This is a genomic window from Streptomyces carpinensis, assembly GCF_002154505.1.
GTDB lineage: Bacteria > Actinomycetota > Actinomycetes > Streptomycetales > Streptomycetaceae > Streptomyces > Streptomyces carpinensis.
Genome location: NZ_MUBM01000039.1, coordinates 1 through 22,925, shown reverse-complemented (window position 1 = coordinate 22,925; position 22,925 = coordinate 1). Strand labels below are relative to the sequence as shown.

The 22,925-nt window shown below is 71.6% G+C and carries 24 protein-coding genes; 14 read left to right on the top strand and 10 right to left on the bottom strand.

Annotated elements, in window-relative coordinates:
* Nucleotides 1–46: 46 nt before the first annotated feature.
* The gene (locus BZY54_RS06700; RefSeq protein WP_086723615.1) at nucleotides 47–616 is read right to left on the bottom strand and encodes a TetR/AcrR family transcriptional regulator; all 570 of its coding nucleotides are present in this window, start codon (nucleotides 614–616) and stop codon (nucleotides 47–49) included.
* A gap of 162 nt (nucleotides 617–778) precedes the next feature.
* On the opposite strand from BZY54_RS06700, the gene BZY54_RS06695 reads away from it, so the two are divergent.
* On the top strand, nucleotides 779–1,795 hold the full coding sequence (locus BZY54_RS06695; protein WP_086723614.1) for an alcohol dehydrogenase: 1,017 nt from the start codon (nucleotides 779–781) through the stop codon (nucleotides 1,793–1,795).
* Between the two features lie 55 nt (nucleotides 1,796–1,850).
* Here the strand turns inward: BZY54_RS06695 and BZY54_RS06690 are convergent, their stop codons facing one another.
* Nucleotides 1,851–2,465, bottom strand: a complete 615-nt coding sequence (locus BZY54_RS06690; protein WP_086723613.1) for a TetR/AcrR family transcriptional regulator — start codon at nucleotides 2,463–2,465, stop codon at nucleotides 1,851–1,853.
* A 146-nt stretch (nucleotides 2,466–2,611) separates the two neighbouring features.
* Between BZY54_RS06690 and BZY54_RS06685 the strand changes: the two genes are divergently transcribed.
* A complete protein-coding gene (locus BZY54_RS06685; RefSeq protein WP_086723612.1) occupies nucleotides 2,612–3,181 on the top strand; it encodes an ester cyclase in 570 nt (189 codons plus the stop codon).
* Between the two features lie 209 nt (nucleotides 3,182–3,390).
* Nucleotides 3,391–3,768, top strand: a complete 378-nt coding sequence (locus tag BZY54_RS06680; RefSeq protein WP_086723611.1) for a BlaI/MecI/CopY family transcriptional regulator — start codon at nucleotides 3,391–3,393, stop codon at nucleotides 3,766–3,768.
* Nucleotides 3,769–4,018: 250 nt separating this feature from the next.
* Here the strand turns inward: BZY54_RS06680 and BZY54_RS06675 are convergent, their stop codons facing one another.
* The gene (locus BZY54_RS06675) at nucleotides 4,019–4,744 is read right to left on the bottom strand and encodes a DedA family protein (protein WP_244217004.1); all 726 of its coding nucleotides are present in this window, start codon (nucleotides 4,742–4,744) and stop codon (nucleotides 4,019–4,021) included.
* A 295-nt stretch (nucleotides 4,745–5,039) separates the two neighbouring features.
* Here BZY54_RS06675 and BZY54_RS06670 point away from each other — a divergent pair, with 295 nt between their 5' ends.
* From BZY54_RS06670 to BZY54_RS06650, 5 genes are all read left to right on the top strand, one after another.
* Nucleotides 5,040–6,374 (top strand): MGDG synthase family glycosyltransferase, encoded by a 1,335-nt coding sequence (locus tag BZY54_RS06670; protein WP_086723610.1) that lies wholly within the window; start codon nucleotides 5,040–5,042, stop codon nucleotides 6,372–6,374.
* Nucleotides 6,371–7,114: a polysaccharide deacetylase family protein gene (locus tag BZY54_RS06665; RefSeq protein ID WP_086723609.1), complete on the top strand. Its 744-nt coding sequence runs from the start codon at nucleotides 6,371–6,373 to the stop codon at nucleotides 7,112–7,114. Before BZY54_RS06670 ends, BZY54_RS06665 begins: the two co-directional genes overlap by 4 nt.
* Before the next feature lie 601 nt (nucleotides 7,115–7,715).
* Nucleotides 7,716–8,129, top strand: coding sequence for a BlaI/MecI/CopY family transcriptional regulator (locus BZY54_RS06660; protein WP_244217003.1), 414 nt, complete (start codon nucleotides 7,716–7,718; stop codon nucleotides 8,127–8,129).
* Nucleotides 8,130–8,399: 270 nt separating this feature from the next.
* Nucleotides 8,400–9,053, top strand: a complete 654-nt coding sequence (locus BZY54_RS06655; RefSeq protein WP_086723622.1) for a M56 family metallopeptidase — start codon at nucleotides 8,400–8,402, stop codon at nucleotides 9,051–9,053.
* Between the two features lie 468 nt (nucleotides 9,054–9,521).
* Nucleotides 9,522–10,226 carry a GNAT family N-acetyltransferase gene (locus BZY54_RS06650; protein ID WP_086723607.1) on the top strand — a complete coding sequence of 235 codons (705 nt, stop codon included), beginning with the start codon at nucleotides 9,522–9,524 and terminating at the stop codon, nucleotides 10,224–10,226.
* A 179-nt stretch (nucleotides 10,227–10,405) separates the two neighbouring features.
* Here BZY54_RS06650 and BZY54_RS06645 read toward each other — a convergent pair whose 3' ends face one another.
* Nucleotides 10,406–11,101, bottom strand: a complete 696-nt coding sequence (locus BZY54_RS06645) for a DUF899 domain-containing protein (RefSeq protein WP_086723606.1) — start codon at nucleotides 11,099–11,101, stop codon at nucleotides 10,406–10,408.
* A gap of 376 nt (nucleotides 11,102–11,477) precedes the next feature.
* Here BZY54_RS06645 and BZY54_RS06640 point away from each other — a divergent pair, with 376 nt between their 5' ends.
* The 4 genes from BZY54_RS06640 to tatA all read left to right on the top strand — a co-directional run bounded on the left by BZY54_RS06640 (nucleotide 11,478) and on the right by tatA (nucleotide 17,199).
* Nucleotides 11,478–11,840, top strand: coding sequence for an ArsR/SmtB family transcription factor (locus BZY54_RS06640; protein ID WP_086723605.1), 363 nt, complete (start codon nucleotides 11,478–11,480; stop codon nucleotides 11,838–11,840).
* On the top strand, nucleotides 11,833–14,499 hold the full coding sequence (mgtA, locus tag BZY54_RS06635) for a magnesium-translocating P-type ATPase (RefSeq protein ID WP_086723604.1): 2,667 nt from the start codon (nucleotides 11,833–11,835) through the stop codon (nucleotides 14,497–14,499). Before BZY54_RS06640 ends, mgtA begins: the two co-directional genes overlap by 8 nt.
* 383 nt (nucleotides 14,500–14,882) lie before the next feature.
* Nucleotides 14,883–16,595: an LCP family protein gene (locus BZY54_RS06630; protein ID WP_244217002.1), complete on the top strand. Its 1,713-nt coding sequence runs from the start codon at nucleotides 14,883–14,885 to the stop codon at nucleotides 16,593–16,595.
* A 319-nt stretch (nucleotides 16,596–16,914) separates the two neighbouring features.
* Entirely contained in the window at nucleotides 16,915–17,199 is a 285-nt protein-coding gene (gene tatA / locus BZY54_RS06625) for a Sec-independent protein translocase subunit TatA (protein WP_086723602.1), read from the top strand.
* A gap of 18 nt (nucleotides 17,200–17,217) precedes the next feature.
* Here the strand turns inward: tatA and BZY54_RS06620 are convergent, their stop codons facing one another.
* From BZY54_RS06620 to BZY54_RS06610, 3 genes are all read right to left on the bottom strand, one after another.
* The gene (locus BZY54_RS06620) at nucleotides 17,218–17,442 is read right to left on the bottom strand and encodes a hypothetical protein (RefSeq protein ID WP_208640575.1); all 225 of its coding nucleotides are present in this window, start codon (nucleotides 17,440–17,442) and stop codon (nucleotides 17,218–17,220) included.
* A 546-nt stretch (nucleotides 17,443–17,988) separates the two neighbouring features.
* Nucleotides 17,989–18,423 carry an HIT family protein gene (locus BZY54_RS06615; RefSeq protein ID WP_244217001.1) on the bottom strand — a complete coding sequence of 145 codons (435 nt, stop codon included), beginning with the start codon at nucleotides 18,421–18,423 and terminating at the stop codon, nucleotides 17,989–17,991.
* 192 nt (nucleotides 18,424–18,615) lie between these two features.
* Nucleotides 18,616–19,005 (bottom strand): VOC family protein, encoded by a 390-nt coding sequence (locus BZY54_RS06610; protein ID WP_086723600.1) that lies wholly within the window; start codon nucleotides 19,003–19,005, stop codon nucleotides 18,616–18,618.
* 195 nt (nucleotides 19,006–19,200) lie between these two features.
* Here BZY54_RS06610 and BZY54_RS06605 point away from each other — a divergent pair, with 195 nt between their 5' ends.
* On the top strand, nucleotides 19,201–20,088 hold the full coding sequence (locus BZY54_RS06605; protein WP_086723599.1) for a LysR family transcriptional regulator: 888 nt from the start codon (nucleotides 19,201–19,203) through the stop codon (nucleotides 20,086–20,088).
* A gap of 57 nt (nucleotides 20,089–20,145) precedes the next feature.
* On the opposite strand, the gene BZY54_RS06600 is transcribed toward BZY54_RS06605, so the two are convergent.
* Both BZY54_RS06600 and BZY54_RS55005 read right to left on the bottom strand, forming a co-directional pair.
* Nucleotides 20,146–20,952: a GNAT family N-acetyltransferase gene (locus BZY54_RS06600; protein WP_086723598.1), complete on the bottom strand. Its 807-nt coding sequence runs from the start codon at nucleotides 20,950–20,952 to the stop codon at nucleotides 20,146–20,148.
* Nucleotides 20,953–21,365: 413 nt separating this feature from the next.
* The gene (locus BZY54_RS55005; RefSeq protein WP_341868673.1) at nucleotides 21,366–21,566 is read right to left on the bottom strand and encodes a hypothetical protein; all 201 of its coding nucleotides are present in this window, start codon (nucleotides 21,564–21,566) and stop codon (nucleotides 21,366–21,368) included.
* Nucleotides 21,567–21,856: 290 nt separating this feature from the next.
* Between BZY54_RS55005 and BZY54_RS55000 the strand changes: the two genes are divergently transcribed.
* Nucleotides 21,857–22,384, top strand: a complete 528-nt coding sequence (locus BZY54_RS55000) for a PP2C family protein-serine/threonine phosphatase (protein WP_425276265.1) — start codon at nucleotides 21,857–21,859, stop codon at nucleotides 22,382–22,384.
* Nucleotides 22,385–22,436: 52 nt separating this feature from the next.
* Here the strand turns inward: BZY54_RS55000 and BZY54_RS06590 are convergent.
* Nucleotides 22,437–22,925: class I SAM-dependent methyltransferase (locus tag BZY54_RS06590; RefSeq protein ID WP_107419664.1), on the bottom strand; the 489-nt coding region annotated here is incomplete at its 5' end.

Below are 22,925 nucleotides of genomic sequence, written 5' to 3'. Positions count from 1 at the left end.
GAGTGCGAAGCCTGACCTGTTCGGCGTGTGACGGAAGGGCAGGGCTTCAGGCGACGAGTGAGTCGAAAACCTCGAAGAAGCCGTCCAGAGGGTTCCGGCTCCGGGCCACCTTCGCGCGCAGCACCGCGCCTTCCCATGCGTTCACGAGGAACTGTCCCAGTTGGTCGGGGGCGAGCGAGGTGGTGAGAGCCCCCGCCGCGCGAGCCTCTTCGAGCACTTGTGTGACGGCGGAGGCCCAGAGGTTGAGACGGGAATCGACGTTGCCGCGCATCGCGGCGCTCTGGTTCGAGAGCTCCGTGCCGAAGTTCCCGAACATGCACCCGCGCTCGAAGAGGAATCGTTCCAGATCTTCGGCGAGGTACCGAAAATGGGCGCGGAGGCGTGGCACGGGAGCGAGGGACTCGTCCCGCAGCATCTCCAGCCTGCGGGACACCGCGTACCGGTCCATGACCTCGGCGGCCAGTGCTTCCTTGCTGTCGAAGTGGTTGTACACCGACCCCTTGGGGACGCCGGCCGTGCGGGCGATGTCCTGGATCCCCGTGCCGTTGAACCCGCGCTCATGGAAACACTCCATGGCGGCATCGACCAACTGCTCGCGAACGCTGGGCCTGGGCATACGGGCTCACTCCTCTTCCCTCGCACGAGAGAATATGAACGGTCGTCTTGTTCGTCAAACGTGAGTGCCGGGCTTGACCGCGGGCCGTCGAAGCGGGCGGTTGCAATGTTCAAGATGGTCGGTCATATTGAGCCGCACGCCAACGATCGCAAGGAGCAACGCATGGCTACGTACAGGGCCGTGGAGGTCACCGGCACCCGTGACTTCCGTCTCGTCGACCGGGAACTGGTCGATCCCGCCCCGAACCAGGTCAGGGTGCGGGTCGAGTACTGCGGCATCTGCCACACCGACGTCCTGGCCGCCGAGGGGCTGCGTCTCGACCCTGAGCAGCCGATCGTGCCCGGGCACGAGATCGTGGGCCTGATCGAAGCCGTGGGTCCGGGCGTCAGCGCCTGGCGGATCGGTGAACGCGTCGGCGTCGGCTTTCTCGCCGGGCACTGCTGGGAATGTGATCCGTGCCGACGCGGAGACTTCGTCAACTGCACCAACCAGGCGCAGACCGGAACGACGGTCGACGGCGGCTACGCCGAAGTCGCCTACGCCCGGGCCAGCGGTCTCGTGCGAATTCCCGACGATGTACCGGCCGCCGAGGCGGCCCCGCTGCTGTGCGCGGGCCTGACCACGTTCACGGCGCTGCAGCAGATCGACTCCCGACCGGGCGCACTCGTCGCAGTGCAGGGCATCGGCGGGCTGGGACACCTCGCCCTCCAGTACGCGCGCAGTCTCGGACACCGGGTCGTGGCCATCGCCCGGGGCCGTGAGAAGGAGCCGCTGGCCCGCCGGCTCGGGGCCCATCACTACATCGACAGCACCGAAGAGGACGTCGCCGAGGCCCTCCAGGACCTCGGTGGTGCGTCAGCCGTGATCGCGACCGCCGCCAGCGGAGCCTCCATGAGCCCCCTGGTGGCCGGACTCGCCCCGCGCGGCAGGCTCATCGTCCTCGGCGCAGCGGCCGACCCCATCCAGGTGAACACCGCAGAGCTGCTCTTCGGCACGCGCACCATCCAGGGCCACCTGACCGGAACCCCGATCGAGAACGAGGACAACCTGTCCTTCAGCGCCGCCAACGGGATCAGGCCCCGCGTCGAGGTGTTCCCGTTGTCCGAGGCGCCGAAGGCGTACGAGCACATGCTCTCCGGAAGGGCGCGCTTCCGCGCGGTCCTGGACGCCGGCGCCTGAGTCCGGGGACGGGGCGGGGAGCCGCTGTCGTGGCCGCACGCCGTCCCGAGGTCCCTCACGGTGTGCAGAGCGTGGCGATCGCCGTGCGGAGGAGGAAGGCCTCCGCCCTGTCCCAGGACCAGTCGTTCTCCGTCACGAGGGTGCGCCAGCTGTTCGGGCCGAACCAGAACCACAGGAGGTCTGCCGTCTCCTCCACCGGCCACGCGAGCGGCGCCAGGGTGTGCAGATGGTGCGCGGCGTCGCGGAGCGCGTCGCGGTAGTCCGCGGTGGCGCGCTCCCACAGGGCCGCGCCGTCCTCATGGGACGGCAGAGCCTTGTGGATGGCCTCATGCACGGTGAACTGGCCCTCGTTGCCCGCCCGGGTGCCGTGGGCCACCGCTCTGAGTACGGACTCGGGGTCCTGTCCGGCGAGCACCTGCCGCATGGCCTGTGCGTAGCCGGAGGCGTGCACGGCCGTATCGACGATCTCGTTGAGGATGTCGCTCTTGCTCCCGACGCTCGCGAAGACGGTCTTGGAGGAGACGCCGGCCTCGCCCGCGATGTCCGCGACGGTGACCAGCCCGTAGCCGCGTTCGGCGAACAGGCGGATCGCCGCCTGGAGGATCAGCGCACGCGTCTGGGCGGCGGCCTGCTCCCTTCGGGGTGAGACATAGCTGCGCTTGGTGGGCATGGGGGTCAGTGTAGCCAAAACAAGACTCTCTTGATCTATTCAATAGGCGCTGGATAACCTCAATAGCGAGGCAGGGTCGAGACGGAGCCCGTGGTGGCCGACTGCCGTGGGTGGTGAACCACCGCGTGCGCGAGAGGGATGAACCGATGGGGATGGAAGCCAAGGACGTGGCCCTCGGTCTCTTCAAGGTCCTGGAGACCGGGGACATGGCGCTGGCTGCCGAGGTCGTGCACGAGGACTTCACCAATCGCGAATCGGTCGTCTCCCCGGCCGCCTGCTCGATCCCCGGTCCGGCCGGCGTGCTGGCGTCCGGGGCGTGGATGCGTTCTGCCTTCACCGACCTGCGATTCCCCGTTCTCGACCTGGCCCACGAGGGCGAACAGGTGTGGGTGCGGCTGCGCATGCGGGGCCGGCACACCGGTCCCTTCGTCCGCTACCGCGACGGCGCCCTCGACCAGGCGGTCCCGCCCACTGGAGCCGAGATCGACTTCGAGCAGATCCATGTGCTGCGCCTGCGGGACGGCAAGGTGGTGCGACACGAGGCGGTGCGCGACGACGTCACGATGCTCGGACAGCTCGGCATCTTCCCTCCCGGTCCCGGAGCCCTGCGCGTCCTCGCCTGGAAGGTGACCGGGCGTGCCGCCCGAGCCGCCGCCCGGACCGCCGCGGCCGCCGAGCACGCGGCGCAGGCCGTGCGCGGTCGCACGTCCGACTGACCTGACTCTCGAGCTCGCCGTGCCACCGGGACGCGAGTGCCTCCCCGCCGCCTCCACGGTGAGGCCTCGGGTTCGGCCGCTCACCAGGCCGATCGGCTGTGAGGCACCGCCGGGCGGCCCGGGATCGGCTCGCTGTCGGAGATGGTTGTTCTTCTACGTCCCGTAGTAGCTTGAACGGGTCGAAGACGGCCTTGCAGAGGAGGCGCCGGGTGACGGGCGGTGAGCGCGGCCGCAGGGAGGCCCGGCGGCGTGCGCGGGGTGAGCTGGAAGGCGAGGTGCTGGCTGCCCTGTGGGCGGCCGGCGAGCCGGTGACGGCGTCGGTGGTCCAGGCGAAGGTGGCCGGTGCCGCGTACACGACGGTTCTTACGATTCTGACGCGGCTGTGCGACAAGGGGCTGGTGACCCGGCGGCGCGAGGGGCGCGGCCATGTGTATGCGCCCGTGGACGACCAGGCCGGGCTCGCGGCGGCGGGGATGCACTCGCTGCTGGACGAGGGCGGGGACCGTGCCGCGGTGCTGAGCCGGTTCGTGTCGGAGCTGTCGGCGGAGGACGAGCGGCTGTTGCAGCAGCTGTTGCACGGCGACTGACCGGGGCGAGGCTCTGCCTGGCCCTGTTTCGAACTCCCGTCTGCCCTGCGGGCGGACGACGGGAACTCGACGACAGGACCTGGTGGCCACGTTGTGGCTTTGATGGGCAAAGAGCGCGAGGAATCCGCCGGATCGGCATCAGGAGGGCGGCGGCGATCCCGTGGTGCATGGGGCCCGGCGCGTGTCGGGCAGCGGCAGGACAGGCGGCGGCGGTGCTCGCCGGATGGGGTGGTGTCCGCCGGGGGTGAGGTCACCGGCATCGCGTCTGTCCGGAATCCGTCCGGGACCGGGGCGGTGTGTCCGCCGCAGGCACCGCACGGTCCACCGCGACCGGGTGGCGGTCGGACCGGCGGGCGCGGAGCCACTGGATGACGGTGGGCAGCAGTCCCACGGCGACGACCGCGGCGATGGCGGGGGCCAGGAACGCCGCTCCCCGCCTCCCGCTCTCGCCGAGGACGTACCCGGCCAGCACCAGTGACTGGGACCAGGCGAGCCCGGCCACGGCCTGCCAGAGGGTGAAGGACGCCGTCGGCATGTCCAGCAGCCCGGCTGCCGGATGGACCAGGGTGCGCACCACCGGCACGAACCGCCCCAGCAGCACCGCCCGCCGGGGCCCGTATCGTGCGAACAGCGCCTCGGCGCGCTCCATGCGGGCCTGGCCCCGGCCTTCCAGCCGACGCAGCCGCATCGACCGGCCGCCGCGTCGCCCCAGCCAGAACCCGGTCTGCGCGCCGGCGAGCGAGCCCGCGCCCGCGCACGCGAGTACCAGGGGCAGAGACAGCCGGGCGGCGCCCAGCGTGCTGAGTGAGCACGCCAGCCCGGCCGGCAGGAGCAGGGTGTCCCCGGGCAGGAAGACGCCGAGGGCGGGCAGCCCGGTCTCGGCGAAGACCACGACCAGTACCGCCCACGCGCCGAACCTCGCCAGCAGCGCCTGCGGATCCAGCGCCCCGGCGACGGTCATGGAGCCTGCTGCCATGACGCGCCTTCCCCCTTCTGCGTAGTCCTGCGCCACATCTATTTCTACATCTAGTAGTAGATTCGGCGGCGCCCGTCTCCTGGTCCGCCGAGTCGGCGGACCGCGCCCGAACTCCTCGCTTCGAGGTGGCCGTTCCTCAAGTTCTACATCATGTAGTAGTTTCGGCTGTCGGCGGCGCCGTCATCGAGTCGTGGCCCAGGTCCGCGAACAGGCGTGCCCTCGGCCCGCGCGCGGTGCCGCCCTGGCTCGGGGCATGCCCGGCCGTGCCCCGTTCTCGTCAGGAGGCTGATCGACCATGCCCGACCGCCACGACTTGCTGCGTGGCCTGGCGCCTTCGCCGTCCGCCGCACCAGCGCAGCGTCCGGGCCCCGGGCGGATCGCGGTCATCTCCGCGAGTGTCGGCGCCGGGCACGACGGCGCGGCCGCCGGGCTGGCCGACCGGCTGACCGCGCACGGATTCGCCGTGGACCGCCATGACTTCCTCGACCTGCTGCCCGCGCGTGCGGGCAGGCTGCTGTGCGGCGGCTACCACCGCCTGCTGACCTGGGCGCCGGAGGGTTACCAGCGCATCTACAAGGCCACCGACCATGCCGCGCGGCCCGGTGCGGTGTGGCGGACGCTGTTCCGCAGCGCCGAGCGCCGGGTGCTGCGGACGCTCGCGCCGGACACATGCGCGGTCGTCTCGACCTACCCCGGCGCCAGTCAGGTCCTCGGCGCGCTGCGGCGGCGCGGCCTGCTGACGGTGCCGGCCTTCACCTATCTGACCGACTTCTCCGTCCACGCCCTGTGGGTCGCCCCCGGTATCGACGCACACCTGGCCGTGCACCCGGTTCCCGCGGCCCAAGCCCACGCTCAGGGCGCGGCCGCGGTCACCGTCGCCGGCCCCGTCACCGATCCCCGCTTCGTCCCCGCCGCCGGCGGGCAACGGGCCGCCGCGCGCTCCCGGTTCGGCCTGCCCGCGCACGCACCGCTGGCCCTGCTGGTCGCCGGGTCGTGGGGGGTCGGTCCGGTGCGGCGGGCTGCCGCCGAGATACAGCAGACGGGCATCGCGGTACCGGTGGTCGTGTGCGGGCGCAACCACGCTCTTGCCGAGCAGTTGCGCCGGGACGGCATCGAGCACGTCTTCGGCTGGGTGGACGACATGCCGGGGCTGATGCACGCCTGCGACGTGCTGGTCCAGAACGCCGGCGGACTGACCTCGCTGGAGGCGCTCGCCGCCGGGCTGCCCGTGGCCAGCTACCGCTGCATCCCCGGCCACGGCCGCACCAACGCCGAGGCGCTGGACGAGGCGGGCCTGGCGGCCTGGATCCGTGGCCCCGGGGATCTGGGGCCCGTGCTCACCGAGCTCCTGGACGGACCGCGCGGCCAGGCCCAGCGCGCTGCGGGAATCGCCCTGCATCGATTCGGCCCCGGCCCGGTGCCCGCCATCGCCGCTCGAACCGGATCCCGGCCCTCACCACCTGCGCCGCCGACGGCGCGCCGCCCGGGCAGGCGGCGGATCGCCCTTGCGGCCGTCACCGCGGCCGCCACCGTCTCGCTGGGTGTCGCCGCCCCGCTGGCCTACGCGTACACGGAAGCCCCTGCCCGCTTCACCGCCGTTGCCCACTACCTGGACGGAGACAGGCGATGACCCAGGCACGTCCCGCCCTGCTCGCCTCGGCCGCGGTTCTTCCCGCGCTCGCCGCGCTGCACGCCGCACCCGTGATCTCCACGTTCGGGCCGTTGCGCAACACGGCCATGCCGCGCCTGTCCGGGCAGGGCCGCCCGGACCACATAGCCCTCACCTTCGACGACGGCCCCGACCACCTGTCCACCCCGCACTTCCTCGACTTCCTTCAGGCGCGCGGAATGCGTGCCACCTTCTTCCTGCTCGGCTCGATGCTGGTCCGCTCGCCCGGGCTGGCGAAGGAGATGGCCGCCGCCGGGCACGAGATCGCCGTCCACGGCTGGCACCACCGCCCCCTGCTGGTGCGTGGCCCTCGTGCCACCTACGACGACCTCGCCCGCGCCCGTGACGCCGTGGCCGACGTCACCGGCCGGCCGCCGGCGCTCTTCCGGCCGCCCTACGGGGTGATGACGACCGCCGCTCACCTGGCCTGCCGTCGCCTCGGCCTGGCCCCGGTGCTGTGGACCTGCTGGGGTGAGGACTGGCGCCGCCGGGCCACCCCCCGATCCGTCACGGACACCGTCCTGCGGGACCTGCGTGGCGGTGGCACCATCCTGCTGCACGACTCCGACTGCACCTCCGCCACCGGCTCCTGGCGCACCACCCTGCGTGCACTGCCCCACGTCCTCGATGCCTGCCGGACGCACGGCTGGCAGGTCGGCCCCCTGCGCGAGCACGAAGTCCCCGGGCTGCCCACGGACTGACCCGCAGCGCGGTACCGAGCGCAGTGGGCAGGGAGCCGAGGCTGCCGCCGGCGAGCCCGCGGCGAACGCGATCGCCGTGACGGCGAGGATGCTCGACTCCGGCGGGTCGCGGCGCCGCGGTCCAGGCCCAGGACGAGCGCGGTGGACAGGGTGGCGCCGGAGCGGGAAAGGCGATCTTCATGGGGCGTGCTTCCGGGTCCGCGTTCCCTTGCGGCGGCCGCGCTGGAGTTCCAGGGCCGGCGGCAGCAGGGAGGCAACGACGATCAGCCCGACCGGGGGGAGCGGGCAGCGCTCGACGTTCGGGATGCTCGTCCCCAGGACGTACTCGTCCAGAATCAGCCCCGCCGTCCCTGCGGCCGCCGGTGACCTGCCACAGCGCGAAGGTGCGGACGGGCACGCCCGCGACCAGGAACACACCCACGGTGCTGGCGTGGTCAGTGGCCGGGTGTCATCCAGCGGGTCGAGGGCCTGGAACACCAGGTTCCGTTTCTGCCGCACGCCGCTGCGGGGTACGGGGGCCGTCTCCGGCACAGGAATGCATGACACACTCGGGAGACGGCAGTATTTACACCGCCGTAGAAGTTCTGCGCAGGTGTGGAAGATGAGCGGGAGAACGACAAACCCCATGGGCGGTTCCACGCACGACCGGGGCCCCAAGCGGCCCAACGGCGCACGCGAGGCGGAGATCCTCACCCTGCTGCAGCAGGGTGAGGGCGCCCTGACCCCCGGCGAGGTCACCGAACGCCTCGGCGGCGAGCTGACCTACAGCAGCGTGGTGACGATCCTCACCCGCATGCACACCAAACAACTGCTCGTCCGCACCCCGTACGCGAGGGCCTACGCGTACACGCCCGTGACGGACGACGCCGGGTTCGCCGCCCGCCGCATGCGCTCCGTCCTCGAGGAACGACCCGACCGCGAAGCGGTGCTCGCCCGCTTCGCCGACGCACTGTCCGACACCGACGCCGACCTGCTGCGCCGGCTGCTCGGCCCCCAGCACGCCTCTCACCGGTAAGCAGGGCCCCGCGGATGCACATCGCCGTCTACCTGCCGCTGCTGCTCTGCCTTCTCGCGCCGCTCGGCGCCCGGCCGCTGGCCGAGCGGTGCGAGCCGCGCCTGGCCACCTGGCTGCTCACCGCCTCCTCCCTGCTTCTGGGCGCGGCAAGCACCATCTCCCTGGGACTGCTGGCCATCACCGGTCTCGGCGCACACCGCCCAGCACGACGACCCCACCGAGCTCTCCATCGCCCTCCTCGCCGGACTGCTGCTCGGCGGCGCCGTGATCATGGCCTCCCGCATGCTCTGGCGCCGCGCCCTCAGCCTCACCACCGCCGCGCTGGACGCCGCCTGCATGCCCGCCCACGACGGCCTGGTCGTCATCGACGACGAGGCCCCGGACGCCTTCGCGGTCCCCGGGCTGCCCGGCCGGATCGTCGTCTCCACCGGCATGCTGCACACCCTCGACGAGACCGAGCACGCCATCCTGCTCGCCCACGAACGTGCCCACCTGACCGCCCACCACTACGCGTTCGTCGCCCTCGCCCAGCTCGGCGCCGCCGCCAACCCCCTGCTGCGCCCCCTCGCCACCGCCGTCACGTACACCATCGAACGCTGGGCCGACGAGAACGCGGCCGACGCGACCGGCGACCGCAGGCGGGTCGCCCGCACGGTCGGCAAGGCCGCCCTCGCCTCCCACCGCGCCTCGGCGCTCTCCCGCGCGGCGGGAGCCGTCCTCGGCTTCCTCGGCCGAGGGCGGCGCAACCCACTCGCCTCGGCCGGTCCGGTGCCCCGGCGTGTCGCCGCCCTCCTCGCTCCACCCGTGCCACGACATCCGGTCCTGGCCGCCGCGACCGCAGCCGTCCTGGCGGCCTCGACGCTCGCCAGTGTCGAAGCCGCCCACGATCTCCACCTCCTGCTGGAAAGCGTCGGCGCTTCGTAGGCGACCCCGAACCCGCCCGGAAGCGACACGGCCGCGGCAGCGATCAGGGCGGGCTGGATGCCCGGCGACCACCAGTGGCCTTCAACCGCCCGGCGCGCCTCTGGAACTGCCCTGGGGGAGGGGCAGCGGTGGACGAAGGTTTCCCGGGAGGTCGTGGTGCGGCAGGAGGGTGCCCTCGAGGACGGAGGCGACGGCGCTGGTGCTCAGTATCCGGCGGCCGGCGACGGCCGCATCGTGGGGCGCTGGGAGGCCCGGCGCCCGCGACGTGGATCCCGGTGTCCGAGCGGCCCCTCCCATCCGCGCGGAGGTGCCTGTCTACGATCGGACTCCTTACCGGGGCCCGGTGGAGATCGGTCGGGTCGGCTCGAGCTCGCCGCGCCTGCGGAGTCGGAGACACCCTCGGCGCCGAGTGGACCGGGCCGCATCGCCCGGACGACCGACCGCGCACGACAGGAGAGGTACAGCACGATGGCGGACCGCGACGCCGTCGCACTCGACGACCCGGTGGGCGAGTCACTCCGCGGCCGCCACGCACATCTCGCCCGCCGGCTCGGCCGGGCCGCCACCTACCTGCCGGGGGTCGCTACCTTCTCCGCGGTGCCCGCCGACCCTGAGGCGGCGCAATGGGCCGACCTCGCTCGGCTGCTCGGTCCGGGCCAGCTCGCCGACATGTTCAGCTGCCCGGCGACCCCGCCGCCGGGCTGGGAGCCGGTGTTCGTCCTCGAGGGCCGCCAGATGATCCGGCCCGGCAGTGGCCTGCCCGATCACACCGAGGGCGAGACCGATACCGGTGTGGTCGAACTGGGTCCGGACAGCGTGCCCGAGATGCTCGACCTCGTCGCGCGGACCCAGCCGGGGCCGTTCTGGTCGCGCACCCGTGAACTCGGCACCTATCTCGGCATCCGTGACCACGGCACGTTGGTGGCGATGGCGGGTGAACGGCTGCGGCCTCCGGGCTGGACCGAGATCAGCGCCGTCTGCACCGCTCCCGAGGCGCGCGGGCGAGGCCACGCCGCCCGCCTGGTCAGTGCGCTCGTCGCGCGCATCGTGGCCCGCGACGAGCGTCCCTTCCTGCACGTGGCCGAGGCGAACACCGGCGCGATCGCACTCTACGAGCGGCTCGGCTTCAAGACCCGCACACATGTGACCTTTCGGGGGTTCCGCACTCCGTGACGGCCCCGGGCGTGCGGACCGCGTGCGCCGTACGTTTCCGGGCGAACCCTGCGGGACGCGCCCGGACCTTCCGCCCGCAGCTGCTCCGCGGTCCGCTTCCCCCACTCCGGCGCCGGCCGCCGGCCCAGGACTGGGCCATCGGTGGCCTGACGCAGCCGCTGAACGCTCCTGCCGGCCGTTCAGTCGCCGTCGGCGTCCGGGCCGTAGAGCGCGGCGATGTCTTGGGACGTCGTCCACCGGCTGTAGGTGGGCGACTGAGGCCAGCCCTCGGGCGAGTCCTGCCATTCCTCCTGCCGTCCGTACGGCAGGAGGTCGATCAGCGCGAACGAGTGACTGAGTTGCTCGGTGCCCCGGCCGTTGGTGTGCCAGGTGCGGTACACGGTGTCGCCGTCCCGCAGGAACACGTTGACCGCGAATCCTCCGTCGGGCGGTGCGCCGACGTCGGCCCCGAAGGAGCTGTCGGCCGTCGAGTACCAGGTCATCCGGTTGCCGACCCGCTGCTTGTAGGCCAGTGCCTCCTTGATCGGGCCCTGGGTGACGATGACGAATCGCGCGTCGTAGTTGTCCAGGAACTCCAGGCGGGTGTACTGCGAGGTGAACCCCGTGCAGCCCGGGCACTGCCATTCCTTGCCCGCGAACCACATGTGGTTGTAGACGATCAGTTGCCTCCTGCCTTCGAAGACGTCCGCCAGCCGAACGGGACCGTCCTCGCCTTCGAGGGTGTAGTCGGGCATCTCGACCATCGGCAGGCGACGGCGCTCGGCGGCGATGGAGTCAAGCTCCCGTGTCGCGGCCTTCTCCCGGGCACGCAGCGCCTGGAGTCGGCGCTCCCAGGTTGCGGCGTCGACGACGGGTGGTAGTGCGTGGGTGGTCATGTTCCCTCACAGAGGTCGTGAGCGGCTTTCGGTTGTCCAGGGGTAGACCCCAGCGGGCCCCGGAACTCATCGGCCGCCGTCGCCGCCGAACTCGAACCACACCACCGCGCCGCCCGGCCTCCTCCTCGTACGCCGGGGTGCTGCCTGCGCCGATCTTGTCGGCCGGACGCCGGCATCGTCGACAGCCTGCACGATGACCGCCACCGGCAAGATCCTCGAGGCGGACCGCGTCGACGTCCGGCTCCGATCGCGATCGGAGCCTCCAGGCCACCCATTCCCGCAGCAGCCTTGGCATGCGGTCCACGGCCCCACCGGGCGCCTACACTGGGTGGGCGCATGGGAGTCGGCCGTGAAGCGGGCGGGAGGGGAGAAGGCTGTGACGGGGAACGTCGGTGGTTTCGAGGATCCGTCCGCCGAAGTCCTTGCCGAGGCGGCCGCCGCGTTCGGGCTGCTCGCCTCCTCGGCCCGGCTGCACCTGATGTGGGCGTTGTCGCAGGGTGAGTGCGACGTCACGCATCTCGCCGAACGGGTGGGCGGTGCGCTGCCCGCGGTCAGTCAGCATCTGGCCAAGCTGAAGCTCGCCGGGCTCGTCCGTTCCCGCCGCGAGGGCCGGCGGCAGGTCTACTACGTCGACGATCCCGACATCGTCACCGTGGTGCGCGTGATGGTCGGACAGCTGACCGCACGTTCGCAGCATGCCCTTGCGCCGGTGCGTGAGCTGCGCGGGACCGGTGGCTGAGACCACCGCGGCGGCGGGGCAGGACGCCGGGACACCTGGTCCGCCGGCCGTAGGCGCCGCCCTCCAGGAGGCCCCCCCGGTAGCCTCCGCCCCGACTGTGCTGGAGGTGCTGCGAGGGCTGGACAGCGGCCCGCGCGGACTGACCGAGACGCAGGCCGAGGATCGTCTGGCCCGGCTCGGTGGGAACACTGCCCCGGACCGGCGCGAAGTCTCCTGGCCACGACTGTTCGTGCGCAGCCTGCGGGACCCGTTCACCGCGGTGCTGGGATGCCTCGGTCTGGTCTCGGCAGCCGTCTTCGCCTGGGGCACCGCCGCGGTGATCCTCCTGCTCGTCGTGGTCAGCTGCGTACTGCGCGCCTCCGGGGAGCACCGGGCCAACCGGTCCACGGCCGCGCTGCGGGAGCTGGTCGCCACGACGGCCACCGCCCTCAGGCGGACCGACGAGGAAGCCGCCCCGTCCGCCCGCGAGCTACCCGTGGCCGAGCTGGTGCCCGGCGACGTGATCCGGCTGGGGCCAGGTGATCTGGTGCCGGCGGACGTACGCCTGCTGCGGGCGAGCGGCCTGACCGTGCACCAGGCGGCGCTCACCGGAGAATCGGCACCCGTCGCCAAATCCGCTGATGACCTGGCATGTGCGACCGACGGCGGGGTGTTCGAGCAGCCGCAGCTCTGCTTCCAGGGCAGCAGCGTGGCCTCCGGCAGCGCCACCGCGGTGGTCACCGCGACCGGCGCGCACACCCGGTTCGCCGCCGCGCACGACGGCACCGCGGACCGACCGGAGGCGAGCGCCTTCGACCGTTCCGTCCACGGCATCTCCTGGATCCTCATCCGGTTCATGCTGCTGACTCCGCCGCTGGTGCTGATGGCGAACGCGGCGCTGCGCGGGCGCGGCCTGGAGACGCTGCCGTTCGCCGTGGCGGTGGCGGTCGGGCTGACCCCGGAGATGCTGCCGGTCCTCGTCACCGTCTGTCTGGCCCGCGGTGCCTCGCTGCTGGCCCGCGCGCACGGCGTGATCGTCAAGCGACTGCCCGCCCTGCACGACGTCGGCGCCGTCGACGTGCTCTGCCTGGACAAGACCGGCACCCTCACCCAGGACCGACCGGTCGTCGACCGCTCCCTGGGCCCGGACGGCCGGGAGGACCCCGACGTCCTGCACTGGGCCGCCGTCAACGCGTGGTGGGCCCTCCAGCTCGCGGACCTGCCGGAACCCGACGCCCTCGACGAGGCCGTCCTGGACGCGGTCGGCGAGGACGAGCTCTTGGCGTACGACGGGGTCGCGGCCGTGCCCTTCGCTCCCGACCGTCGCCTCGCCACCGCAGTGGTGAAGACCCCCGGCCGGCTCGGCTCCCACACCTTGGTCGTCAAGGGCGACGTCCAGGCCGTACTGGAACGGTGTGCACTCGCGGACGACGAGCGCGAGCGGCTGTGCGGCCTCGCCGCCCGACAGGCCGACGGCGGCGTGCGTGTCCTGGCGGTGGCCACGGCAGAGCGTTCCGCCCGCAGGCGCGACTACACGCCGGCCGATGCGCGCGGCCTCGCCTTCCGCGGACTGATCACCCTCCGGGACGCGCTGGCGCCCACCGCCGCCGACGCGCTCGAGGTCCTCATCGACCGGGGTGTCACCGTCAAGGTCCTCACCGGCGACCATCCGGGAACGGCCACGCGCGCGTGCCTCGATCTCGGTATCCCCGTCGGCGAGGATGCCGTGCTCACCGCCGACCGCGTGGACACCCTCGACGACGCCGAACTCACCGAAGCCGCGGTTCGCACGACTGTCTTCGCGCGCTGCACCCCGGAGCACAAGGCCCGGATCATCCGGGCCCTGCGGAGGGCCGGGCACACGGTGGGCTTCCTCGGCGACGGTGCCAACGACCTGCCCGCGCTGCGCGCCGCCGATGTCGGCATCGCCCCTCGGGAAGCCGCCGACGTCGCCCGGGAAAGCGCGGACGTGGTGCTCGCCGAGAAGGACCTCACCGCGATCGCCCACGCCGTCACCGCGGGCCGGTACGCGGGCGGCAACATCGCCACCTACCTGCGCATCACGCTGTCGTCCAACCTCGGCAACGTCCTCGCGATGCTCTCCGCCGGTCTCCTGCTGCCCTTCCTGCCCATGCTTCCGGCACAGGTCCTGACGCAGAATCTCTGCTTCGACGCCGCCCAGCTCACCTTCGCCCACGACCGCCCCCACCCCGCCGTGCTGCACCGGCCCACCGTGCTCAACCCACGGGGCCTCCTGCGCTTCATCACGGGCTTCGGAGTACTCAACGCCTTCGCCGACCTGGCCACCTTCGGCGTCCTCGCGCTCGCCCTGCACGGGCCGGGGACGGGGGACGACGAGGCGGTGTTCCACTCCGGCTGGTTCACCGAGAACCTGATCACCCAGGCCCTGGTGATGGTGCTGCTGCGCGCCGCCCGTCGCGGTGCCGAACACCGCGGGCCGGGCCCGGTCGCGTGGGCCGCGCTCACGCTGGCCGCCATCGGTCTGGCGCTGCCCCCCTCACCGCTGGGTCCGGTGCTCGGCCTGACCGCCCTGCCTGCCGTGTACTACCTGCTGCTCACCGCCGTCCTGGTGCTCTACGGCGTCGGCCTCGTGGCAGCCAGGGCCCGATACGAGCGACGTCGTGGCAGCGCTCCCGCCTCGGTGGGCCGCCCCGGCTGACCGCGGACGTCCCGCGCCCGAGGGGCTGTGAGCAGCACGTACGCGGGCACCCCCGTGCCCTCGAGGAATCCGATCGCGTACGCTGCCGCTAAGCACCCGACCCGTGACGGGCGATCCCTCACCGCATGGTGATCACGGCGACTCGCTGTGCGCTGCCGTACCGGCTCAGGCGAGCGCAACCCGGTTCGAGGCAGTCCCATGAGATGCCTCACTTATGAATCGCGTGAGGATCCGTACTGCTCGGACCGTGGGTTTGTTAGATTGCGCAACTACGCAATTAAGGTGGGGTGCGCATGCCCCGCCTGCCCGTACATCGCCGCTGACGCCCGGCCGTCGCAACGACGGCCGGCCTGTCGGGCCCGACCGTTCATGGGAGTGGGACGATGAGCGACCCGTGGGACGGCCCGGGGGACAGAGCCACGCGTAGCCGCACCGGCCGGGTGCCCGTACAGCGGGAGGCCGCGCCAGGGGCGGCGCGGCCCGCGGGCGGCCGGGCCGCGGCAAAGGCGGCCACGCGAGGCGGGCGCGCAGCGGCGCGGCGCCGGGTGCGCCCGGTGGGTCGCGGCAGGCGGGTGCTGCGGATCGCCGGGATCTGTCTGGCGCTCCTGGTGCTGGGCACGGCCGGCGTCGGCTGGTGGTTCTACCAGCACCTGAACGGCAACATCAACAGCGTCTCCCTGGACGGCAAGGGCGGTACGGAGAAGGCGGACGCGTTCGGCCGCACTCCGATCAACATCCTGGTGATGGGGTCGGACGGCCGTACCAGCCAGGCCGACTGCCAGCTCGGCGGCGGGTGCTCGAGGACCGGGGTGCAGACCGGCAGCAACGCGGACGTGCAGATGGTGGTGCACATATCCGCCGACCGGTCCAACGCCACCGTGATGAGCATCCCGCGCGACACCATGACCCACGTGCCGGCCTGCAAGGACAGCGCGAGCGGCCAATCGACGGCCGGCTACTACGGCCAGATCAACAGCGCGCTGCAGTACGGCCCCGCCTGCCAGGTGGCCACCGTCCACCAGCTCACCGGCATCACCATCGACCACTTCGTCAAGCTCGACTTCTCCGGGGTCGTGAAGATGTCCGACGCTGTCGGCGGCGTGCCCGTCTGCGTCAGCGACGACGTCTACGACACCTACTCGCACCTGAAGCTGTCCAAGGGAACCCACACCCTCAAGGGCGTCGCGGCCCTGGAGTTCGTCCGCTCCCGGCACGGTTTCGGCGACGGCAGCGACCTGGGCCGTACCGTCTCCCAGCACATTTTTCTCAGTGCGATGATCCGTAAGTTCAAGAGCGCGGGGACGCTGACCGATCCCGCCGCGGTCTACGACCTGGCCGATGCGGCCACCAAGGCACTGACCGTGGACGACGGCCTCGGCAGTGTGAAGAAGCTGGTCGCGCTCGCGGCGGACCTGAACAAGGTCCCCACCAAGCGCATGACCTTCACGACGATGCAGACCGCCCCAGATCCGAACAACCGCGACCGTGTGGTGGTCGGCGCGGGTGCCGGCTCCCTCTTCTCCACCATCGCAAGCGACCAGTCCCTGACCACCGGATCCGGTGGGAAGTCCACGGCGGCCACCGCGACCACGAAGCCCACGGCCACCGCCCCGCCCGTGCCCGCGTCCGAGATCGCGGTGACGGTGGAGAACGGCACCACCATCACCGGCCGTGCCTCCGCCATCGCGACCACCCTCACCGAACAGGGCTTCGGCTCCGGTACGTCCACGGCCAACGCCCCGAGCCACGCGACCACCACGAGCCTCACCTACGGCCCCGGGCAGGAGGCCGAGGCCCGGACGGCCGCCCAGGCGCTCGGCCTGCCCGACTCGCGCCTCAAGCAGGGCACCGGCAACCGCCTGATCCTGGTGATCGGCAGCGACTGGCCCAGCGGCACGACCTACCCGGACAGTTCGTCCTCGCCCGCACCCGCCGACACCGGGAGCGCGGTCTCCAACGCCCACGCCTCCACCGCCGATCAGGCCAAGACCTGCGCCAAGGTGAGCACATACAGGACGGTCACCCTCAACGGTGTGTCCATGACGCCGTCCCAGGCGTACGCGGCGGCGCGCGGTAAGCCGGACTCCGACGCCTGAGACCGGGGCGCGGGGTGCGCGAGGTGCCTGCGCCCTGGCCTCGCCTGTGGATGGCTGTAGCGCTTCGCCGGTACCTGTGCGAACCGGTCGGGCGGGTGCTGCACTGCGCTGGGGTTTTCACGACCGTGCGCTGAGCTGTCTCCCGCCGACTCGTAGGGCGCCCGAGTCGGCCCAGGCCGTCCTCGGCGGTCCGACTCATGCGGTGGAGACGACCGAACCCGGTCCTTGGTTGTACAGTTGCGCAATGTAGCAATCAGAGCAGACGGTGCCGCCGCTCCGGGGCGGTGCCGCTGTCCGGTGAAGAGGAGGGGTGGACGGGATGTTCCGCAACGGACTGGAGCCCTGGCACCTGCTGATCGTGGCGATCGTGATCATCGTGCTGTTCGGCTCGAAGAAGCTGCCCGAGGCGGCCCGCGGGCTCGGCAAGTCCATGCGCATCCTCAAGAGCGAGGCCAAGGCCATGAAGGAGGAGGGGAGCACCTCCGAGCCCTCCGCCGCCCGGGCCGAGGACAGCGCCGCCGAGGCGGCGCCCCGGCTCAGCCAGGCCGCTCCCGAGGACACCGAGGCGGCCCGGCCGACGACGGAGAGCCGCGCAGTCCACTGACGCGGTGCTCCGTTCGCCTCACGGGCTGGCCGCGTCGAAGCCGTACCGCAGCGGTTCGCTCGTCACGCCGTAGTCCCGGCGGTAGATGTAGACGCCTTCCGCCCGCACGCCGGGCGGGGCGGCCTCGACCGGGCAGGGGTAGGTCACCTGGATCACCCGGGGCCGGTCGGAAACCTTCATGCGCAAGCCGTCGGCCGGCCCGCCGTCGAGCACGGCGGTCTCCCAGGCCTTCACATCGATCATCTCCACGATGACAGTTTAAGGGTTGCGCAAGTCTTGGGCAGCGTGAGGCGGAGTCACGCGCTGTCCCCACACACCGCTGCGGGCAGGCGACCGCCACGACACCGGCCGGCCCGCTGCGAGGGTGACCGTCTGCCCCCCGAGCAGCCACCCCGACCGGTGCCGGACGTGACCAACGTCTCCCGCGCTCGGGGGACTATGCGCACCTGTTCTTTGCTATTCCTTGTGCCTGGCTGGGGATGCGGCACAGCCACCGCGCGCGGTCAAAGAAATGAGGCCCGGCTTAGCCGAGCGCAGGCCTGAAACGGCGGGTTCCCAGCCCCCACTCACTTCCCGAAGAACCGGTTCCGGGCGGTGCACCAGGTTGCCGAGCAGCCTTCGAGGGCGTCTTGCACGGTGCCCGGTCAGACGTACGGCGCTCCGGGCAGCCCCTGCCGCCACGAGTCTGCCCGGCGGATCCCTGGCACATGAGCAGGCTGCTGACCCGGAGCAAGCGCGCCCCGGCGGGTGAGGGGAACGAAGTCCGCCGGCCTGAGCCGGCAGACCAGGTCAACCGAGTGCTTCCCTCAACCGGTCACAGACTCGCTCCACCTCCGCCGGCTCAGGGAGACGCCCGGCCTCTCCCATGGCCACCTGAAGCGCGGGACCGAAGGAGCCGAACCGGGTCATGTCCTCTTTCCCTGCCGGCTGCACGACGAAGTGGATGTGGCCGGGAACTCCGCCGGCATGCGACCACAGGCACACGTAGACCTGCACCGGGGCCATCACCGCGGTGACGGCGGCGCTCACCCGCTGCAGCAAGGGCCCCAGCTCACTGGACTCCCGCGCCGTCAACTCGGCCACATGGACCAGATGCCGAGCCGGTTTGACCACGAGGGTGCCCAGCCCCAGCGGCCCGACACAGTGCTCGACAACCCAGGAGCCGGTCCGCAGCACGTTCCCGCCCGGCAGCGGAGCCTTGCCGGCCGTGAGGTCACACGCCATACACCCGCCACTCATACCGGCACGCCCGGCCACCGATGCCTCCCCCGTCCCGGACGGAGCGGGTCGCGCGAAGCCCGACCCGTGTCCCGCACGCGCACCGACCAAGGTGGTCGTCCGCGGCCCTGCCCGGCCAATACCCGGCAGGCCGCCCGATCGAACTCCAGGGGCTCCGACGGGGCGCCGCGGGGGCCGTCATGCGTCCTGCGGGTACCAGCGCAGTTCCACGGTGTTGCCGTCCGGGTCCCGCACATAGAGGGAGACCGCGGTGCCCCGCGCGCCGAAGCGCTCCCCGGGGCCGTCCAGAACCGTGAAGACGCCGGAATCGACGACCTGCTGCCAGTCGAGCGGCTCGACCACCAGGCAGATGTGGTCGACGTTGGAGCCCTCCGGCTGCTCGTGGGGCGCCTTGACGAGGTCGATGATGGTGGTGGGGCTCACCCGCACCGAGGGGAAGGAGACCTGGCCCGCCCGCCACTCCTCCACCCGCACCGGCCGCAGGCCCAGAGGGCCGGTGTAGAAAGCGAGCGAGCGCTCGATGTCGGCGACGTTCAGGACGAGGTGGTCGAAGTCGATCACGCGCATGGGTGTCTCCGCGGGGTCGGGGCGCCCGGGGCGCCGGTGGCGGTACGAGGGGGCGGACGGCTTTGGACGTCGTCGGTCCGGGGCGGTGGCCGGTCGACGGCTGCCGCGGCCTGCCCCTGTTCAGCATCGCGGAGCAGGCATCCATTGGTCCAACGCATGTTTGTCATCCGATCCATCGTGTTTCACGATTGATCGATGGATCTCCAGCAGATGCGCTACGTCCTCGCGGTGGCGGAAACCGCCAATTTCACCCGCGCCGCCGAGCAGTGCCACATCGTCCAGTCCGCGCTGAGCCACCAAGTGGCCCGGCTGGAGAAGGAGTTGGGTGCCCGGTTGTTCGAGCGGACCAGTCGCCGGGTGCGGCTGACCGCCGCCGGAGAGGCGTTCCTGCCCGCCGCCCGCCAGGCCCTGGAAGCGGCCGAGCGGGCCAGGGCGGAGGTGGCGGCGGCCACCGGCGAGATACGGGGCACATTGACCGTCGGCTCGATCCCCACCGTGGCGGCCGTCGATCTCCCCGCGGTGTTCCGGGAGTACCGCCTGCGCTATCCCCAGGTACGGATCAGTCTCCGGACGGGCTCCAGCGAGCGGCTCGTCGAGCAGGTGCGTGAAGGCGTGCTGGACGCGGCGTTCCTCGGCGTACAGCCCGATTTCGGGCCGCAGGGCGTCAGTGACAGGGAGCTCGGCCGCGGGCAGCATGTCGCGGTGGTCGCCCCGGGCCACCCGCTGGCAGCGCACCACGAGGTGGACCTTCGCCTCCTCGCCGAAGAGGTGTTTGTGGACTTCGCCGACGGCAGCGCCGCCCGCGCCCAGTCCGACCAGGCGTTCGCGGCCGCCGGCCTGCGACGCGAGGTCGCCTTCGAGGTGTCCGGTGTCGAGCTCATGGTCCGGATGGTCCACCAGGGGTTGGGCATCGCCCTGCTGCCCGCGACGTTCACCGCCGAACTGCACGGACTGCGGTGTGTGCCAATCACCAACGGGCCGATACGGGTGGAGCGCCTCGTCTGGAGCCGGTTCACACCGTCACCCGCGGCCTCCGCCTTTCTCTCCCTGCTGGACGCCTCCCTGCCACCCCCGGCCGCCTGACCGTCCGATGGCTGCTCTCGAGCGCGGCTCCCGGAGGCGTCGGGCCCCAACCGTCCCTCAGTCGGCCATATGAGCCTGACAGGTTGCCAGATCGCGTCGAGCTCCACCCCCCGGCCCATGAGCCGATCGGCGGGACAGGTCCTGAGCGAGCTCGACACTGAGCTGCGAGCCGAACTCCTCGAACCCCAATGCGGCCGCAACACGCCGGGAGGCAGGAGGCCGCGCGCGCCACTGCGGCAGCAGCCCGGCAGCGAGCGCGTGCGCAACCGCTGCCGAACCCGTCACCCGTGCCAGTCCCCGTCCTCGCGCCTCGGGCGCCGTCAGTACGCCGATGTGGGCGGTCCGGCTCGGCCAGGTTCTGTATCCGGCAGCAGCGATGACCCGACCTTCCTCACGAATCACGAACGCGGGCGAGGTGATCTCGTCGAGAGCGGCTTCACCGGCGTCCTCATCACCAGCCGCCTGATCCAGACGCCGCAGCTCCGGACGACTGGCCGGCAGTTCCATTACCGTCAACGCATCGGCTCGTGCCGGGCGGAAACTCTCCAGGGAGACGTACGCCAAAGTCGCCGGCCCGAGCACCCGGGCAACGGGCAGCACCTGCGGGATCAGTACGCCATCCACGACATCGTGCGCCGGCAGCCCTTTCAGTGCCTCGCGAACGATCACGGCATCACCTTCGCTCGGCGCCGTCACGATCGCCGACCCACCCAGAGCGACCACTCCGACCCAGCCAACCGGGCAGATCCTCGATTCCGGGGAGACGACCACGTTCACGCCACCCGTCGGCGCGAACGACACCGGCACTCCGGCCAGCTCTTCCCAGAGCCCACGGGCTCTGACCAGCGAGGGATCTGTCGACATGGCCCCGATCCTGCCAGTGCGGCAAGCCGCCGACCTGCGAATCGAGTCTTCCGGCAGGTAGGCCCCGTGCCACGTGGCCCACCCCGATGCCTCGAAGGAGCAGCACTCCACGCCGCAGACCCGTGGTCGATCTATGTCGGGCGGGATCGGACCAGGACTTCTACGGTGGGAGGGTAGGCAGGACGGTTGACGCGTTACAGCGGGTGAGCGGCTGTGAGTGAGCTGGCGGGGCCGGGCGATGACCCGGTCATCAACGAGCTGATGCAGGCCTTTCACGAACTGGCCCCCGAGGATCTGCCGGCACTGCTCCAGCGCCACTACTCGGCTCTGGGGATCATCGGGCTGACTCTGTACTGCGCCGATCTGCAGCAGGAGTACCTGGTTGCTCTTCCCGGCAGCCGCGGTACCTGGCTTCAGCGACTGCCCATCGACTCCACCCTGGCGGGCTGGGCGTACCGGACCGTCTCGGCGCGTATCACCGAGGACGACTCCGGCGCGCTGACCTTGTGGCTGCCGGTGATGGACGGCGTCGAACGGATCGGCGTTCTGGGCGTCCAGGCGCCCAACCTCAACGCCGCCGTCCTGAACCGGTGCCGGGCCCTGGCCTCCCTCATCGCCTTCGTCCTGATCAGCAAGGGAACGCACAGCGACAGCTACGCCAACGCACAGCGCAGACAGCCCATGGGGCTGCCTGCGGAGTTGGTGTGGGCCTTCCTGCCGCCCAAGACCATCGGCACGCCGTACGTCACCTCCAGCGCCATCCTGGAACCGGCCTACAACCTGGGAGGCGACGCCTTCGACCACGCCCTGCTGGGCGACGTCCTGCATGCCGCGGTCATCGATGCCATGGGACACGACCTGTACGCGGGACTGACCTCCTCCGTCGCCCTCGCCGCCTGCCGCAATGCGCGCCGCGGCGGCGGGAAACTGCCCGGCATCATCGACACCATCGACAAGACCATCCACGAGGCCTTCCCCGACCGGTGTGTTCCTGCACCTCCAGCGCACGACAGGGCAGCTCAGCTGGGCCAACTGCGGCCACCCGCCACCCATCCTGCTGCGCCGCCAGGACGTCGTGCCCGGCGCATTCGACAGCCCTCCCGAGCTGCCCCTCGGGATGGGACCCGCACACCCGGACATCTCCCGGCGTGTCCACGCGGCCCAGCTGGAACCCGGAGACCGCGTGCTGTGCTACACCGACGGCGTCGTCGACGCCCGGTCCTCGGACGGCGAACTTTTCGGGGAGGAGCGCTTCGTCGACTTCATCCTCCGCGCCACCGCCGCGGGCGAACCCGCCTTCGAGGTCCTGCGCCGCCTCGTGCACGCCATCCTCGACCACCAGCAGCACCGCCTGACGGACGACGCCACCGTCCTGCTCTTCGAATGGCACCCCACAGGCGCACGCATGTTCACCANNGCGTGCGCCTGGTGACGAGCACACCGCGGACTGCACAATCGGCCGAACTTGCTGCGGAGTTGGGGCCCTACTGGGGATCAGACCGCCGGCGGGCGAAGAGGATTCCCCCGAGCGTGCTCTCGGCTGAGCTGAGGGTCGTCCGTGCCTCGACCGTGAAGCCGGCATCGCTGAGCCAGGCCGCCACTTGGCCGGGCCGGCGGCGATGGACGTGGACCTTCATCGGATGGCCGCCGTAGCCTTGCGTCTTCAACCGCGACTCACTACCGACATGGAAGCCGAGGAGCAGTGGGCCACCGGGCCGCAGCACCCGCCGGAAGTGTGCGAAGACCGAGCCGATCTCGTCGTCGGGGACGTGGATCAGCGAGTACCAGGCGACCAGGCCGGCCATCGAGTCGTCGGCGAGCGAGAGGTCCGTCATGGATCCGATCTCGAACCGCAGGCTCGGGTGTTCCCGTCGAGCCACCTCGATCATCGCGGGTGACAAGTCGATCCCGAAGGTGTCCACGCCCAGTTCACTCAGGAACGCCGTGATCCGCCCCGGCCCGCACCCCACGTC

Coding starts and splice junctions, on each gene's coding strand:
- BZY54_RS06700 (WP_086723615.1), bottom strand. CDS start 616: ATGCCCAGGCCCAGCGTTCGCGAGCAGTTGGTCGATGCCGCCATGGAG.
- BZY54_RS06695 (WP_086723614.1), top strand. CDS start 779: ATGGCTACGTACAGGGCCGTGGAGGTCACCGGCACCCGTGACTTCCGT.
- BZY54_RS06690 (WP_086723613.1), bottom strand. CDS start 2,465: ATGCCCACCAAGCGCAGCTATGTCTCACCCCGAAGGGAGCAGGCCGCC.
- BZY54_RS06685 (WP_086723612.1), top strand. CDS start 2,612: ATGGGGATGGAAGCCAAGGACGTGGCCCTCGGTCTCTTCAAGGTCCTG.
- BZY54_RS06675 (WP_244217004.1), bottom strand. CDS start 4,744: ATGGCAGCAGGCTCCATGACCGTCGCCGGGGCGCTGGATCCGCAGGCG.
- BZY54_RS06670 (WP_086723610.1), top strand. CDS start 5,040: ATGCCCGACCGCCACGACTTGCTGCGTGGCCTGGCGCCTTCGCCGTCC.
- BZY54_RS06665 (WP_086723609.1), top strand. CDS start 6,371: ATGACCCAGGCACGTCCCGCCCTGCTCGCCTCGGCCGCGGTTCTTCCC.
- BZY54_RS06660 (WP_244217003.1), top strand. CDS start 7,716: ATGAGCGGGAGAACGACAAACCCCATGGGCGGTTCCACGCACGACCGG.
- BZY54_RS06655 (WP_086723622.1), top strand. CDS start 8,400: ATGGCCTCCCGCATGCTCTGGCGCCGCGCCCTCAGCCTCACCACCGCC.
- BZY54_RS06650 (WP_086723607.1), top strand. CDS start 9,522: ATGGCGGACCGCGACGCCGTCGCACTCGACGACCCGGTGGGCGAGTCA.
- BZY54_RS06645 (WP_086723606.1), bottom strand. CDS start 11,101: ATGACCACCCACGCACTACCACCCGTCGTCGACGCCGCAACCTGGGAG.
- BZY54_RS06630 (WP_244217002.1), top strand. CDS start 14,883: ATGAGCGACCCGTGGGACGGCCCGGGGGACAGAGCCACGCGTAGCCGC.
- tatA (WP_086723602.1), top strand. CDS start 16,915: ATGTTCCGCAACGGACTGGAGCCCTGGCACCTGCTGATCGTGGCGATC.
- BZY54_RS06620 (WP_208640575.1), bottom strand. CDS start 17,442: ATGATCGATGTGAAGGCCTGGGAGACCGCCGTGCTCGACGGCGGGCCG.
- BZY54_RS06615 (WP_244217001.1), bottom strand. CDS start 18,423: ATGGCGTGTGACCTCACGGCCGGCAAGGCTCCGCTGCCGGGCGGGAAC.
- BZY54_RS06610 (WP_086723600.1), bottom strand. CDS start 19,005: ATGCGCGTGATCGACTTCGACCACCTCGTCCTGAACGTCGCCGACATC.
- BZY54_RS06605 (WP_086723599.1), top strand. CDS start 19,201: ATGGATCTCCAGCAGATGCGCTACGTCCTCGCGGTGGCGGAAACCGCC.
- BZY54_RS06600 (WP_086723598.1), bottom strand. CDS start 20,952: ATGTCGACAGATCCCTCGCTGGTCAGAGCCCGTGGGCTCTGGGAAGAG.
- BZY54_RS55005 (WP_341868673.1), bottom strand. CDS start 21,566: ATGAGGGAGGCCAGGGCCCGGCACCGGTTCAGGACGGCGGCGTTGAGG.